The organism is Candidatus Fusobacterium pullicola, assembly GCA_018883725.1.
In the GTDB taxonomy this organism is placed as follows: Bacteria; Fusobacteriota; Fusobacteriia; order Fusobacteriales; family Fusobacteriaceae; genus Fusobacterium_A; species Fusobacterium_A pullicola.
Window position 1 is genome coordinate 1 of record JAHLFN010000013.1, and the last position, 13992, is coordinate 13992.

Genomic DNA, 13992 nt, shown 5'->3' on the forward strand with positions numbered 1-13992 from the left:
AATGCAAGGGTTAAGTCTTCGACTTATTGAATTTTTTAGCATTCGATTTCACTGAGTTAATCTAACTTCTCTTCATAAATTACACAATTCTTTGAGTTTTCTTAAATTAATTTACTGGCTGAGTAGTTACAAGCAATTTTAAACTATTTTCCTAAGAACTTTAAAGTTTTTCCGTTTCCAGATAAAGTAACAGTATTACCATCTATAGAGATAGAGTTTACTTCAGCAAGAGCTTTTAAGTAGTTAGACTCCTCTTCCATTTTAGCTGGAGTTCCTGCCATCATTGTTGAAGCTACATTTTCAATAGCTATCTTATTTCCATCTACTTTAATAGAACCAAAATATCTATTTACTCCAGAGAACCCGTATACTTTTGCAGTTTCAAATGTGATAGTGATATCTGAATTTTCAAGAGTAAACTCTTTTCCACTTATAGAGTTGATATCTACATAAGTTTGAGTTGATTGAGTTGCATTAGCTACTTTTTCAGCTGCAGCATTTGTTTTTTCAAGAGCAGAACATCCACCTAATAGAGCTCCTGCAAGTGTTAATATTACTAAATTTTTTTTCATACTTATCTCTCCTTTATTTTATAAATTGCAATAATATATTACCATATTTAGTAGAGAATAGCAACTTTATTTTAACTTTTTAAATATTGGTTTCATCTTGTCAAAACTGCATATATACTTGATTCCAATACTTTTTAAAAATTCATATACAATATCAAAATCCATTGTTAAATGCTCTTTAATATGTGAATCAGAACCTATTGTAAGTATCTCTCCACCTAACTCATGATATCTTTTAATAATATCTTTGCAAGGATAAAATCTATCCTCTTTATATCTATAACCAGAAGTATTTATTTCAATACCCTTTCCTTTAGATATTAATATTTTTAAAATCTCATCTATTAAATCAGCATTTTTTCTATATTCTAACCCTCTATATTCCTCTCCACCATATCTAGTAACAAAATCCATATGACCATACACAGAGAAATTATTATAGTTTTTAACATTATCTAATACAGTTTCAAAATAATATTGTTGAAGTTGCTCTTTATTTCTTGTTTTCTGCAACTCTCCCCAAGCTAAATCGTGTCTATTAATAGCATGAGTAGAAGCAATAACAAAATCAAAAGGATATTTATTAACTTGAGCTTCTAGGTACTCTCTAGTGTGTGGTTGTATTCCTATTTCCACTCCAAGTTTGATATCAAGTTTGCCTTTATATTCTCTCTGATAATTAAGAATAGTTTGAACATACTTATCTAAATCCAAAATCCAATTATCAGTTATTCCCTCAATATCATACTCTAAATGGTCTGTTATAGCTATATCTTCTAATCCAAGAGATATAGCTTTTTCAAATATTTCTCTTAAATCCTGTTTAGAATCTCCAGAAAATTCACTATGAATATGATAATCATTTATAAACATCTATCTCACCTCAAATTTTATAAAGCTTTTACTTAAGTATTTTACCACATTTTTAAGATTAATAGTATTTTATTTTTTTATTATAAAAATATTCAAAAATTTTTTATAAATTTAAAAATAAAATATTGATTTTTTTTATGAAAAGGTATAAAATTTTTTAGCTAAATATATTTAAGGAGGGAAAAATTTATGAAATTTCTACCAATAGCTTTACTTTTTATTTCAAATATTTTTATGTCTTTTGCATGGTATGGACACTTAAAAAATACACATAGTGCTCTATGGTTTGCAATACTTAGTAGCTGGGGAATAGCATTCTTTGAATACTGTTTCTCTATACCAGCTAATAGAATAGGATCACAATTTTTTACAGTAGCTCAACTGAAAATAATTCAAGAGGTAATCACATTAGTAGTTTTCTCTGGATTCTCGGTTCTTTATTTAAAACAAGAGTTTAAATTAAACTACATATATGCTTTTCTATGCTTAATAGGGGCAGTATATTTTATGTTTAAAAAATAGCTTGAATTGTAGAAAAGCTTGTTTTATACGTATAAACAAGATATCTTTATTTAGAATGGTTCTAAAATGATTTCATTAAAAATAAAAAAGCCCTAGAATAATATCTACGGCTTTTTTATTTTCTTCATATAATCTTTTTTGATTTCTAAAAATACTTCAATATCATTTAAAAATTGAAATAGCATAGCTCTACTTTCAAATTCAACTCTTGTTTGAGGTAAGGGCATATTTTTGAATATCTCTCTTACATTTTCTAATTCAACTAATACCTCTTGATAGAGTTTATCTACCCCTATAGCATCAGCTACCTTTCTAGTAAATTCAGATATGATATGAGCATGGGCACTACTTATATAGAAACGATAAAAATGATTTCTCATTCTTAATAGAACCTTATATTGACTTCTTTTCATTTGAAAAAACTCAATCTCTTCTCTTGAACTAGTAAAAATATCGTTGTTAAACTCTTTAAAGGCTATATCTCTAGCTGAATCTAATTCACTTTTTAGCTCTTTAAACAGAGTTTCTTCATCAATGAATACAGAGCCAGTAATTAAAACATCTCCAAAATAGTTAATAAGAGTTTTCATAAGCAAATCTATATTTTTTCTTTTTTCATTTAACTCTTTTTTCATATTAGGCATATATGAATTTAAGATGAGAGCTACTAAAATTCCCAGTAGAAGTATGTATATTTCATTTTTTACTATATCAAATGAAACAGTTTTTAAACTTAATATATGAGTAGCTAATACTACTGTAGCTAAAAAACCTTGAAATAGGTTAAATTTAAGACAAATAGGCATAAATACCAAAATAAATATTCCAAAGACAAAGGGAGTATAGCCTAGAGCTTCAAAAAATACAACAGCTATAAAAAGACCAATAAGAGAAGCTATAAATCTCTCCAATGCAATTTTTAAAGATTCTTTTTTAGTAGCTTGAATACTTATTATTGTAACTACTCCAGCTGTTACTCCAAATTTTATTCCTAAAAGTTCTGCAAGATAGATAGAGATAAAAGTTCCTATAGCTGTTTTTATAACTTTATGGTCTATATATTTCATAATTCCTCCAATTTTAATATTACTAATTAATTTTAACATATTTATATTTATAAATCTACATTGAGTTTAAGAGAATAAAAAAGAGAAGAGATTACTTTCTTATAATTAAAAGCAACACTTCTCTTTATAATGTTAAAATAATTTTATTATGCTAGGTTAATATATATTTATTTTTTAGCCTCATCAATAATAGATTTTATTCTTTTAGCCAGACCACTTATCTTTTTCTTTGTAACACTACATACTGCTATTCTTATTCCCTTATCTAATACCACAGTGTAGATATGATTTTTTTCAAGTAATTCTTCAACCTTTAGAGTATACTCACCTGTTGGAATAGCAAGGAAGAAACCACTTATATATGGAAGAACTTCTAAGTTACACTCTTTAGCTTCAGTTAAGAAAATATCCGCCCTCTCTTTTATAAGATTTCTATAGAACTCTCTCTCTTTTTCAAGTTGAGCACTCTTTTTTTCATCTAAGATAATATTGCTAAACATCTTCATTCCACCTCTAGAGATATTAGACCAAGTTGAACGACAGCTAAAAGAGTTAGCATCATAGAACTCTTCAATAACTTTTTTAGAAGTAGAAAGAGCCACTTGAGCTCCCACTCTCATACCATAACAAGTTAAAGATTTTGATAGACTAAAAGTAAAAATAGTTAAAATATTTTCTGGAAGATTTTTAAAGATTTCAAAGTATTCTTTTTTCTCTTCATTATTTCTATCATCAAAATCAATATAGGCAACATCTAAAATAAGAATGATATTAGCTAATTTAGAAGCAGAGATTAAAATTTTTCTAACCTCTTTCCACTCTTCAATAGATAATCTATATCCAGTTGGATTTTGACAAGGGTCATTGATAATAATAACAACATTATCCTGTTTGTTTGCTAATTTTTCTACTCTCATTTCAAAATCCTTGAGGTCAAATTTATTTTCTTTATTAAAAAGAGTATAAAAATCACAACTTCCATTTTTTTCTTTAGCCATCAGTATATATGGACTCCATAACCATTTTGGTAAAAGTATTGTATCTCCGTAATTAAGATAGTTTTTTATACTATTACTTATTGCTCCAGTTCCTCCAGGAGTTGCAATAACCTCAAGGTGATGTCCATTAAAAAAATTTTTATAATCTCTACCAAAAAGAGAAATTTTTACACTTTCATTGTATTCAGGAGCACCTGTGAAAGATGAAGCATATCCAGCTAATTCTTCTGCTGGCAGTTCTCTAAATACCTCCATAGCTGTATTTAATACAACTAATTTACCATTTTCATCATAAAGAGAACCTATAGTGGCATTAACTACATTTTCTTCACCAAAAGTTACCATAGCTTCCTTAGCTTTTTTAGCCGTACTAAATACCTTATCTATAAGTTTTCTTTCTCCCAAGTCTTTTGCTAACATTTATTTCCTCCTTACCAATCTATTATTCTATTAGAATCTAATTTTTTTAATACATCATTTAACTCTTCATTTCCAAGAAGTAGGACCTGTCTTTCAAGCTGTTCTCTGTTCATAACATATTTTTCAGATTCACTTATTGGAAATCTAAATGGTCTTATTCCATATGGAAAAGGACGAAGAGGATAATACTCATACCAAACAGCTCTATCTTCATATGCAATCTTTTTACTATTTGTAGAGATAGAATAACCATTTTTTTCTATTAAATTATAATCTAGTTGGTATTCCATAGCTGTAGTTTTAATGTGTTTTACATATCTGTAAAATATTTCAACCTCAACCTCTCTCTCTACAGGAACCCATCTCTCAACTTGTATAGCCTTTCCATCTACTATTTTAGTTTCTATAACTTTTTCCATAACTGTTTTTCTGACTCTTTCAATATAGCTATCTATACCACTTTGCACTGTTGTTTGTGGTGGAAAATAGAGAATATTAGAGATATTTATATCGAACTTTAAGTTATAATTTTTGCTATTTCCAATGGAGAAGAGCGGGTAATTTTTAAAATTTTCATTAAAAAGAGTTTTTAAATTATTATTAAAAGCTCTATTCTCCCCATTAAAGATTAGTAAAAATTTTCCTAAAGCTGAATTTCTACTACTTATATATTTTTCATCAATGTCTTTTCTTAAATCTAAATCATATATTTTAGCTTGAGAAAAGTAACCAAAGGCTCTCAATTTCTCTTCATATGTTTCAGTTCGAGTACCATTACCTATTGTAAAAAAGCTTTGAGCTAACTCCTTTTTTATATCTACTCTTTCAGCTTGAGGTGGTTTTATAATAGCTATAGAGTTTTTACTTGCGGTTGGCAATTTATAGTATATCTCTTGAACTCTCAAAAGGTTAAGAAGAGCCTTTGTATACCCTATGATATCTCTACCACGAGTAATATCTAGCTCATCATAATATTGTTTTTCTGCATTCGGATAGATTACTTCGAAAGCATCTAGAGCTCTTCTATCTTCACTATTTTCTTTAAGAATATTGTAAAGCTCTGTTAGAGAAGCTACATAATTTCCGTTATCAGCTTTTTTTATTGCATCTTTTACTTGAAAATATGTACAACTACATAGAAAAGATGAAAGTATAAAAAGAATAAAAAACTTTTTCATAACACCTCCAAAACTTAACAAAAATATTATACCATTTTTTCGAAAAAATAAAACTATTTTTTTATCTTTTTTTCTTGAATTTTTTTTAAAGATTTTAATTTAATTTTTAAAGGAATAAATTTATCAAGAAAATAGAGGAGTTTATTTAATTTTCCGGGAATGATAATACTCTTTTTATTTTGAATACCTTTCCATAATTCATTAGCTACCTCTTCAGGAGTGGTAACGTAGAGTTTTTCAAATTTTGAAAGTTCTCTATCCATTCCCTTAAAACCTGTTTTAGTAGGGCCAGGAGCAAGTAGATATACTTCAATACCTCTATCTCTTCCCTCCTCATAAAGAGATAGTGTCAGAGAGTTTACAAAGGCTTTTGTTCCATAATATACACTCATAAGTGGTCCACCCTGTTGAAAACCAGCAGTAGAGGAGATATTTACAATCTTTCCTTCGCCTTTTAAAACCATTTTTTTATAGAAATGGTGAGTAAATTTTACAAGAGCGAGGTTATTTACCTCTATTAATTTTTTAATTTTATCAAATTCAAGATTTTCAAAATAATCAATCTCACCAATCCCAGCACCATTGATTAGAATATCTATATTTTCATTATCTATCTCATTCAAAAATTTATCAATCTCTTTTTCAATATCAATGTTGAGAGCATAGCTTTTAACATTATAAATCTCTTCTAAATATTTTAATTTGCTATGATCTCTTCCAACTGCTATAATTTCATAGTTATTTTTATAAAAAACTTTTATAATCTCCTCACCAATACCACCAGTAGCTCCAGTAATTAAAACTTTCATTTTTAAACTCCTTATTAACTTATATTATAATAAAAAAGAGAGTTAATCATTTTAGCTTTAATAGCTTAAAATTAGAAAACCCTCTCTTTCTTTCATTTTATATTCCTTTGATATATTTTTTATACTCAGTTGAAGTAAATTTAGGACTTCCATGTTTATATTTGAAAGTATTTTTTTGACTAACTACTTCAATTTTTACATCTATTAATCCATTAGCTGTTGAAGCAATTTTTGAAAAGGCAGCTTTACTTAAATCTATCTTTCTACCATATTTTTCAAAACCACCTCTGTCTGTAACTACGACTAAAACAGATTTTTTATTTTCATTATTTGTAACCTTTAATACAGTTCCAAAAGGATATTCATTTGAGGCACAAGTAAGTTGATTTGAATCAAAAACATAACCACTAGCAGTTAATTTTCCTTCAAATCCCTTTCCATACCAGCTAGCTGTTCCAGTAGAAGTACATGCAACAAAAAGCATTAGAATTAAGCTTAATAAAAAATATCTCACACTATCCTCTCCCATTTATATAAATTTTATTAATATAGACTTAACCAAATTTGTAAAATTGATACAACTATTATTCCTGTTATGAAAAATAGTGTAACACTTCTATGTTTTTGAAGTAATATATTTATAAGTTTAGAGATAAGAACAAGTCCAATCAACATTCCTAAGCTAAAAGCTGTCAGTGGAATAATATATAAGTTTGTTATAATTTCCCATAATGATGAATAACTCATTATATGGATAAGATTAGAGAAAAACTTATTAATAAATCCTAAAATATTGTAGTACTCTCCTAACATAAGAAGTAGTAGAGAACCAGATATACCAGGTATAATCATAGCTCCAGCAGCCACTCCACCACAGGCAAAAAGCTTTAAGGCATAGCTAGTAGTAATAACAGTAACCAACTCTTGTGAATGACCATCTTTTCCTAATTTATAATCTAAATATACAAAGATTGAAGTAAGAAAAGCTCCTAAACAGAAAGATAGGATATTTTTAATATCTTTTTTATTTTCTCCTTTTATAATATAAGGAATAGATGGAAGGATAAGTAAACTAAATCCTCCAGCAGTAGCTCTAGGGTAGTTAGTAAAACAAAATTCAATAACTCTTGCAAAGAGAATTATTCCAATTGCTGCTCCACTTCCAATTTGTAATAAAAATTTTATGTATTCTATCTTTTTCTTAATAGGAGCAGTAGGAAAGTTACCAATTGCTTCAGTAAGTTTATCATACACTCCCATAATAATAGCTAAAGTTCCCCCAGATACTCCAGGCATAATATTAGCTATACCAATAATAATTCCCTTTAAAAAAAGTTGTAACATCTCATCCCCTCACTAAATATAATCAAATCCATTAATTACTACATCTAATCTTCCAGTCTCAGGGTCCATAATTAGACCATGAATAGCTATATTATCTGGCATAAGTGGGTGATTTTTTACCTTTGCTACACTCTCTTTTACAGACTCTTCAACACAATCAAATCCATGTAACCATTGTTTAACTTTTATTCCAGCACGAGAAAGAGTATCTAAAGTTTTTATATCAATACCTTGATCAATCATTTTTTTGATTAATTTATCAGTATTCATACTACTTATACCACAGTCATAGTGTCCAATTATAAAAATTTCCTTAATATCAAATTCATAGATACAGATTAGTAAACTTCTCATAGCACTTCCGAATGGATGAATAACAGTACCACCAGCATTTTTTATGATTTTAGCATCTCCATTTTTCAAGTCTAAAGCCTTAGGTAGTAGTTCAGTAAGTCTTGTATCCATACATGAAAGTATAGCAATTTTTTTATCAGGATATTTTGTTGTATTGTACTTTTCATACTCTTTATTTTCAACAAATTCCTTGTTAAATTTTAAAATTTCTTCTAGATTGTTTAAAGTTTCCATCAAATCACCTCATAAAAAATTTCAGTAAGTTTTTATTTAGGATATTTTAACTTAATTATCAAACTATGTCAAGTTATCTATTTACTTAAAAATAGATAAAAATGAATCAGGGATTTTACTTGTAAAAGATAGTAACTCTTTTGTTAGCGGATGTGTGAATACGATTGTATGAGCATGAAGTCCTAGTCTTTTTATAGGATTTTTAGCAGAACCATATTTTTTATCTCCGACAACACTATGTCCTAAATCTTGCATATGTACACGTATTTGATTTTTTCTGCCAGTTTCTATATTTACTTCAAGTAAAGAGTAATTTCTATTTTTTCTTAAAACTTTATAATGAGAGATAGCTTTTTTTCCCTCTTCTTCATTATCAGTAGAATAAGTTATCATAGCTTTGTTTTCAGCTAAGTATGATATGATTGTATCACTATCTTTTTTTACACTCCCTTCTACCAAGGCAACATATGTTCTCTCTTTTACTGAGTCATTCCAAGTCGTTTGTAATATATCTTGAGCCTTTTCACTTTTAGCAAATATCATTATTCCAGAGGTATCTCTATCTAAACGATGTACTACAAATATTTTATCTTTAGGATTTTTCTCCTTTAGATAGTTTTTAAGAATATTATATGCTGTTTTCTCTCTTTCATTTTTAGTTGCTATAGAAAGGATACCCCTCTCTTTTTCCACAACTAAGATATCATTGTCCTCATAGACAATAGATACACCTTCAAGATTATGTTTAGTAATCTTAGTTTTGTTTATACTTACTATTTGTCCCTCTCTAACAGGAGCGTTGTATTGAGATACTACTTTACCATCAACTAAAATTCTTCTTTGAGTAAGAAGAGATTTTATACTATTACGGCTATTTTGAGGCATTTTTTCAATTAAAAACTTCATTAGCTCATTATCTTTATCAACTTTAAAACTTGTATTATGTTTTGACATCTTATTTCCTCCATAAAATTTTGTGCTACTTATTATAGCATAATTTCAAAATAAAGTATATGACTATACATTTAAAATTTTTCATAAAAAAGAGGAAGAAAGTTTTACTCCAATCTCTTCTCTTTCAAAAAGTTATTAAGAGTAAATTTTCTCCCTATTTCAATTCAAAGCTTATTTAATTTATTAATTATATTAATCGATTATTTCAGCATTATCACCGCAAACAAATTTATAATCTCCAAATCCTAATATAGGATAGAAGATGAAAGCTAAAAATGTCATTCCTAAAGAGAATGCAAGTGGTGATGAAATTCTAAAATTTTTAGCAACTTCCATATGAATTTTTATAAGTGCAAAGATATTTACTACTGGAATAAAGTATAGTATTACATACCACCACTCTTTTTTGGCAATATATACAGTTTCCAAATAGATATTGTATATAGGGATTATTGCTTTCCAACCAGCTATACCAGCCTTTTCAAACATTTTCCACATACCAGCTACTAAGATAACATAGATAATAAAACTTAACATAATGTTTTCCTCCTTAAATATTTTTATATATTATTTTTTATCAACTAATTTAAAATACCCATCTTCAGTTTTTTCTATTTTACCCTGTTTTAATAGATTTCCAATAGCTCTTTTAAAAGCTTTCTTACTCATATTAAAATAGTTTACTATTTGGTCAGGATTAGTTTTATCATTAAATCTAAAACTGTCCTTTAAAATTCTCATCTTTTCTAAAATAAGCTCAGCATCTTTATCAAGCTGTAAATATGCTAACTCTCTAGGAGATAGGTCAAGTTTTCCATCTTCTCTAACTCTGATAACTCTAGCTTCTATCTCATCACCTATTTTATAGTTTTTAAAGTACTCATTTTTAGGGATAAGTCCAAAGTATCTATCTTCAACAGCTACAAAGACACCAATCTCATCATTTATTCTATATACAGTACCAGATACTATATCATTTTTCTTCATTGTTGTACTAGGAAGTAAAAATTTATATATTTTCATTGTAGCAGAAAGTCTTCCCTTACTATCTTCATATATTCCAACTAGATATTTTTTTCCAACTTCTACATCAGTTTCTTGTTGTCTTTTAGGAAGTAGTAACTCTTTTTTTAATCCCCAATCCATAAAAGCTCCAAGAGTAGAGTGTACATCTGTAACCTCTAACTTAGCTAATGTTCCAACTATAGCTTCTGTTTTTCTGAAAGTAGCTACTGGTCTATCTTCAGAGTCCATATAGATAAGAACCTCAACTTCGTCTCCCTCTTTTAGGTCTCTATCCTCTAACTCGTTGTTAGGAAGTAGGATATTATCTTTACTATCTCCAGTTCCAGCATCAAGATAAGCTCCAACACTTGCAAAATTATTTATAACTAATTTTTGTCTTTTTCCTATTTTTATCATTAAAATCTCCTTCTATCTATTAATCTGTACTTATTATATATCTAATTATATTTTTTTACAAGAGGATTTTTCTAATTTCATCACTCAATTTTTCATTGTTGGTAACAGTGTCAAAAACTCTTTTTACTCTTGTTGGTTTTGAAGAAAATACCACTATCTTATCTCCAATTTTTAAAGCTGATTCAATATCGTGAGTTATAAATAGTACAGTTTTTTTATTTTCTTCTTGTAGTAACTTAAAATACTCTATTATCTCCCCTTTAGTTTTAATATCTAAAAACTCAAAGGGCTCGTCCATAAAGAGATAATCACTAGGGTATGCAAAGGCTCTAGCAATTCCAACTCTTCTTTTCATTCCACCACTGAGATGTTCAGGATATTCATCTTTATACTCTAACAAATTAACCATTTTGAGATATTTTTCTATATAAGTTCTCATCTCTGAAGCAGAAATCTTATCTTTGAGTACATACTCTATATTTTCATACACAGTTTTCCAAGGAATAAGGGTATCCTCTTGAAAAATATAGGAGATACCAGAACTAATATCTCTATCAAATACAATCTCTCCAGAAAAGTCTTTGATATTATTAGAAAGTATACCTAAAAGTGTAGATTTTCCACAACCAGACTCTCCAAGGATAACTGTCACTTTTCCCTCTTCTCCCTCAAAGGATACTCCAGCTAAAATCTTCCTTTCTCCATAATTTTTTTTAATATTGATAACTTTCATCTTTTCCACCTACAAAATCTGTTATTTAAAAGTTTTAATCCTCTTTCTAGAATATAATTAAGGAATATTATAACTATAATCCAAGCAAAAATATTAGGGCTCTCTAAATATATCTTATTGATGAAAATCTCTCCACCTATAGATAAACTTTCTTGAGAAAGGACTTCTCCTGCTATGATAACTTTAAAGGTAAGTCCTATATAAGATGGAAGACTAGGAGAGATAGAGAAGTAGATACTTGGAATAAATATATCCTTAATAACTCTTCTATTAGAGACTTTAAATACTCTAGACATTTTTATTAGATTTTTATCTACCCCTTCTATTCCACCTAAAATACTTTCATAGAGTATTGGAAATAGTATTAATACTCCGACTACTATTGGAACTACCTCAACACTACTCCAAATAAGTACAAGTATGATTATAGCAATAGTGGGAACTGCCCTTAAAAAAATTATAAATGGAGATAGAATTAATTGTATAAAATTATAATTGTATGATATTACAGCCAAAATTATAGAGAGTACTAAAGATATAATTATGGATATAAAAAATCTACTTAAAGTGTTCCAAAGGACAAAAATAAAACTTTGTTCTATAAGTATATTTTTAAGAGAGCTAGCTATCTCACCTATCCTTGGAAAAAGAAGAGAGTTGTCTATATAAAAGGCAACTCCCTCCCAAATAATAAAGAAAAAGATGAGTGATAATATCTTGGAGCTATTTTGCAAATATCTCTTCATCAGGTAACTTTCCCCCTATAACTTTTTTATTTGTTAATTCCAATATTTTAAAGTAGTTATTATACTCCTCTTTGCAATCAATAATAGGAGTGTAAAAAATATTGGCACGAGTAAGTACTTTATCAAGGACAGATGTATCAATACTAAGACTGTTTCTCTTTACATTTTCAACTGTTTCTCCACTATTTTTATAAAGTTTTGAAATGCTTTCAGTAAGTTTATTAATAAATTCTTTTACAAATTTTGGATTAGTTTCATATATCTCCTCTTTTATAACAAGAGTAGATTGAGGGTAACCTAAATCAGAGTTAGTAATATTTTTCCACTCATCATTTAAGTTAGCTACAATAGTGGAAGTTGGACTTTTACTAAGTACTTTACTCAACATAGGTTCAGGGATAACAATAGTGTCTACCTTTTTACCTAAATATAGAGAAGCAACCTCGTTACCACTGGAGAGATAATTTATCTTGATACTGTTTTTGTTAATCCCTTTTTTCTCCAAAATTGATTGAAATATTAAATCAGGTGTAAGACCTTTTCCAAAGGTATATACCTCTTTTCCCTTTAACTCTTCTAATGAGTTGATATTGTCTCTACTGACTACATAAAATGAACCCCAACCAATAGTACCAAGGATTTTATAACCTAATTTTTTATTATAAAGTTGTGCAGAAAAATTAGAAGGAACAATAGCTATATCTCCCTCTCTTTTTAACATATCTACAATTAAAGCATCAGACATCTTTTCAACTTTATAATTTAGTTGAATATTATCAATCTTCTTAGTATCCATCATATTGACTAAAGAAAGAGCTGGTAAGCCATCTGGAGTTACTACTTTTATGGTTTCAGCAAATACACTTAGGCTAAGTAAAATAAATAGGATTAGTAAATTTTTTTTCAGCATAATTACTCCTTATCTTTAAAAAATTCTTGGGGATTTCCAAAGTAGTATGTTCTATCTTTTTTCTTTAAAAAGAGTAGTTTATTAGCATACTGGCAAATCTCCTTTATGTTATGAGTTATAAATATAACAGTTAGGTTATCAGTTTCACAAAAGTTTTTTAAAATTTGATAGAACTCTAATTTATATTTTATATCTAAGGTAGAGCTAGGGCTATCTATAAAGAGAAGTTTTGGCTCATTTATTAGATGTTTTGCTAAACTAGCTTTAAGTAACTGTCCCTTTGTTAATTTATTTATTTTATTATCCTTTATATCAAAAAGATTTAATTTTTTTAAAAGAGAATCAACTTTTTCCCAATCTTCATCATTGAAGATTTTTCCTCTTTTTTTGGACAGAAGAGAAACGGCAACAACTTCTCTCACACTTCCTAAAAAATTTTCTTTTTGTTGTATAGAGTTTTGAGGAATATAGCTCACCTCAGCTTTTTTTAGATTGTGGTAATGAATATCTCCACTTATTCCGCTGTTTATAAGTCCTAGGATACTCTTAATAAGAGTACTTTTACCAGAACCAGGAACTCCACCAATAGCTAGATAATCTCCTTTTTCAACAGAAAAAGAAAGGTTTTCTAAAATGTTTCTATTCTTATAAGATAAACAAAAATCATCAACAGTTAAAATACAATTACTCATCTAGCTTCCCTCCATTAAAATTTATTTCATACTATATTATAACACTTTAAAGATACTAAGTAAACAAAAAGAGTAAAGGAGAAGAGAGTAAAAATTACTGGAAATTATAAAAAAGGAAAATCAAGAGTAATTTAAAGATAAACACTCTCAATTTTCCAAAAATT

General features: G+C 28.1%; 17 protein-coding genes. 1 reads left to right on the forward strand and 16 read right to left on the reverse strand.

Annotation, left to right across the window (positions count from 1 at the left end; translation table 11 throughout):
* Positions 1 to 143: 143 nt before the first annotated feature.
* Together IAA47_01165 and IAA47_01170 are read right to left on the reverse strand one after the other, a co-directional pair.
* Positions 144 to 572, reverse strand: coding sequence for an META domain-containing protein (locus IAA47_01165; GenBank protein MBU3841605.1), 429 nt, complete (start codon positions 570 to 572; stop codon positions 144 to 146).
* 66 nt (positions 573 to 638) lie between these two features.
* On the reverse strand, positions 639 to 1445 hold the full coding sequence (locus IAA47_01170; protein ID MBU3841606.1) for a histidinol-phosphatase HisJ family protein: 807 nt from the start codon (positions 1443 to 1445) through the stop codon (positions 639 to 641).
* 189 nt (positions 1446 to 1634) lie between these two features.
* On the opposite strand from IAA47_01170, the gene IAA47_01175 reads away from it, so the two are divergent.
* Positions 1635 to 1967 carry a DMT family protein gene (locus tag IAA47_01175; GenBank protein MBU3841607.1) on the forward strand — a complete coding sequence of 111 codons (333 nt, stop codon included), beginning with the start codon at positions 1635 to 1637 and terminating at the stop codon, positions 1965 to 1967.
* A gap of 104 nt (positions 1968 to 2071) precedes the next feature.
* On the opposite strand, the gene IAA47_01180 is transcribed toward IAA47_01175, so the two are convergent.
* From IAA47_01180 to IAA47_01245, 14 genes are all read right to left on the reverse strand, one after another.
* Positions 2072 to 3034, reverse strand: coding sequence for an FUSC family protein (locus IAA47_01180; GenBank protein ID MBU3841608.1), 963 nt, complete (start codon positions 3032 to 3034; stop codon positions 2072 to 2074).
* Between the two features lie 167 nt (positions 3035 to 3201).
* The gene (locus IAA47_01185) at positions 3202 to 4452 is read right to left on the reverse strand and encodes an aminotransferase class I/II-fold pyridoxal phosphate-dependent enzyme (GenBank protein MBU3841609.1); all 1251 of its coding nucleotides are present in this window, start codon (positions 4450 to 4452) and stop codon (positions 3202 to 3204) included.
* An 11-nt stretch (positions 4453 to 4463) separates the two neighbouring features.
* A complete protein-coding gene (locus tag IAA47_01190) occupies positions 4464 to 5630 on the reverse strand; it encodes a hypothetical protein (GenBank protein MBU3841610.1) in 1167 nt (388 codons plus the stop codon).
* 53 nt (positions 5631 to 5683) lie between these two features.
* Positions 5684 to 6439, reverse strand: coding sequence for an SDR family NAD(P)-dependent oxidoreductase (locus tag IAA47_01195; protein MBU3841611.1), 756 nt, complete (start codon positions 6437 to 6439; stop codon positions 5684 to 5686).
* A gap of 97 nt (positions 6440 to 6536) precedes the next feature.
* Positions 6537 to 6968, reverse strand: coding sequence for a septal ring lytic transglycosylase RlpA family protein (locus tag IAA47_01200; protein ID MBU3841612.1), 432 nt, complete (start codon positions 6966 to 6968; stop codon positions 6537 to 6539).
* Positions 6969 to 6982: 14 nt separating this feature from the next.
* Entirely contained in the window at positions 6983 to 7783 is an 801-nt protein-coding gene (locus IAA47_01205) for a DUF368 domain-containing protein (protein ID MBU3841613.1), read from the reverse strand.
* A gap of 12 nt (positions 7784 to 7795) precedes the next feature.
* Entirely contained in the window at positions 7796 to 8371 is a 576-nt protein-coding gene (locus IAA47_01210; protein MBU3841614.1) for a carbonic anhydrase, read from the reverse strand.
* An 81-nt stretch (positions 8372 to 8452) separates the two neighbouring features.
* Entirely contained in the window at positions 8453 to 9325 is an 873-nt protein-coding gene (locus IAA47_01215) for an RluA family pseudouridine synthase (GenBank protein ID MBU3841615.1), read from the reverse strand.
* 192 nt (positions 9326 to 9517) lie between these two features.
* Positions 9518 to 9862 carry a signal peptidase I gene (locus IAA47_01220; GenBank protein ID MBU3841616.1) on the reverse strand — a complete coding sequence of 115 codons (345 nt, stop codon included), beginning with the start codon at positions 9860 to 9862 and terminating at the stop codon, positions 9518 to 9520.
* A gap of 30 nt (positions 9863 to 9892) precedes the next feature.
* Entirely contained in the window at positions 9893 to 10747 is an 855-nt protein-coding gene (locus IAA47_01225; protein ID MBU3841617.1) for a S1 RNA-binding domain-containing protein, read from the reverse strand.
* A gap of 55 nt (positions 10748 to 10802) precedes the next feature.
* Positions 10803 to 11480 (reverse strand): ATP-binding cassette domain-containing protein, encoded by a 678-nt coding sequence (locus IAA47_01230; protein ID MBU3841618.1) that lies wholly within the window; start codon positions 11478 to 11480, stop codon positions 10803 to 10805.
* Positions 11477 to 12226 (reverse strand): ABC transporter permease subunit, encoded by a 750-nt coding sequence (locus tag IAA47_01235; protein ID MBU3841619.1) that lies wholly within the window; start codon positions 12224 to 12226, stop codon positions 11477 to 11479. The genes IAA47_01230 and IAA47_01235 overlap by 4 nt, the downstream gene beginning before the upstream one ends.
* A complete protein-coding gene (locus IAA47_01240) occupies positions 12204 to 13136 on the reverse strand; it encodes an ABC transporter substrate-binding protein (GenBank protein MBU3841620.1) in 933 nt (310 codons plus the stop codon). Before IAA47_01240 ends, IAA47_01235 begins: the two co-directional genes overlap by 23 nt.
* Positions 13137 to 13138: 2 nt before the next feature.
* Positions 13139 to 13828 carry an ATP-binding cassette domain-containing protein gene (locus tag IAA47_01245; protein ID MBU3841621.1) on the reverse strand — a complete coding sequence of 230 codons (690 nt, stop codon included), beginning with the start codon at positions 13826 to 13828 and terminating at the stop codon, positions 13139 to 13141.
* Positions 13829 to 13992: the final 164 nt, after the last annotated feature.

Bases quoted from the DNA above. Each gene is read 5' to 3' on its own strand.
- IAA47_01245 (MBU3841621.1), bottom strand. From the start codon at position 13,828: ATGAGTAATTGTATTTTAACTGTTGATGATTTTTGTTTATCTTATAAG.
- IAA47_01205 (MBU3841613.1), bottom strand. From the start codon at position 7,783: ATGTTACAACTTTTTTTAAAGGGAATTATTATTGGTATAGCTAATATT.
- IAA47_01210 (MBU3841614.1), bottom strand. From the start codon at position 8,371: ATGGAAACTTTAAACAATCTAGAAGAAATTTTAAAATTTAACAAGGAA.
- IAA47_01185 (MBU3841609.1), bottom strand. From the start codon at position 4,452: ATGTTAGCAAAAGACTTGGGAGAAAGAAAACTTATAGATAAGGTATTT.
- IAA47_01170 (MBU3841606.1), bottom strand. From the start codon at position 1,445: ATGTTTATAAATGATTATCATATTCATAGTGAATTTTCTGGAGATTCT.
- IAA47_01165 (MBU3841605.1), bottom strand. From the start codon at position 572: ATGAAAAAAAATTTAGTAATATTAACACTTGCAGGAGCTCTATTAGGT.
- IAA47_01180 (MBU3841608.1), bottom strand. From the start codon at position 3,034: ATGAAATATATAGACCATAAAGTTATAAAAACAGCTATAGGAACTTTT.
- IAA47_01190 (MBU3841610.1), bottom strand. From the start codon at position 5,630: ATGAAAAAGTTTTTTATTCTTTTTATACTTTCATCTTTTCTATGTAGT.
- IAA47_01235 (MBU3841619.1), bottom strand. From the start codon at position 12,226: ATGAAGAGATATTTGCAAAATAGCTCCAAGATATTATCACTCATCTTT.
- IAA47_01240 (MBU3841620.1), bottom strand. From the start codon at position 13,136: ATGCTGAAAAAAAATTTACTAATCCTATTTATTTTACTTAGCCTAAGT.
- IAA47_01230 (MBU3841618.1), bottom strand. From the start codon at position 11,480: ATGAAAGTTATCAATATTAAAAAAAATTATGGAGAAAGGAAGATTTTA.
- IAA47_01220 (MBU3841616.1), bottom strand. From the start codon at position 9,862: ATGTTAAGTTTTATTATCTATGTTATCTTAGTAGCTGGTATGTGGAAA.
- IAA47_01175 (MBU3841607.1), top strand. From the start codon at position 1,635: ATGAAATTTCTACCAATAGCTTTACTTTTTATTTCAAATATTTTTATG.
- IAA47_01225 (MBU3841617.1), bottom strand. From the start codon at position 10,747: ATGATAAAAATAGGAAAAAGACAAAAATTAGTTATAAATAATTTTGCA.
- IAA47_01195 (MBU3841611.1), bottom strand. From the start codon at position 6,439: ATGAAAGTTTTAATTACTGGAGCTACTGGTGGTATTGGTGAGGAGATT.
- IAA47_01215 (MBU3841615.1), bottom strand. From the start codon at position 9,325: ATGTCAAAACATAATACAAGTTTTAAAGTTGATAAAGATAATGAGCTA.
- IAA47_01200 (MBU3841612.1), bottom strand. From the start codon at position 6,968: ATGGGAGAGGATAGTGTGAGATATTTTTTATTAAGCTTAATTCTAATG.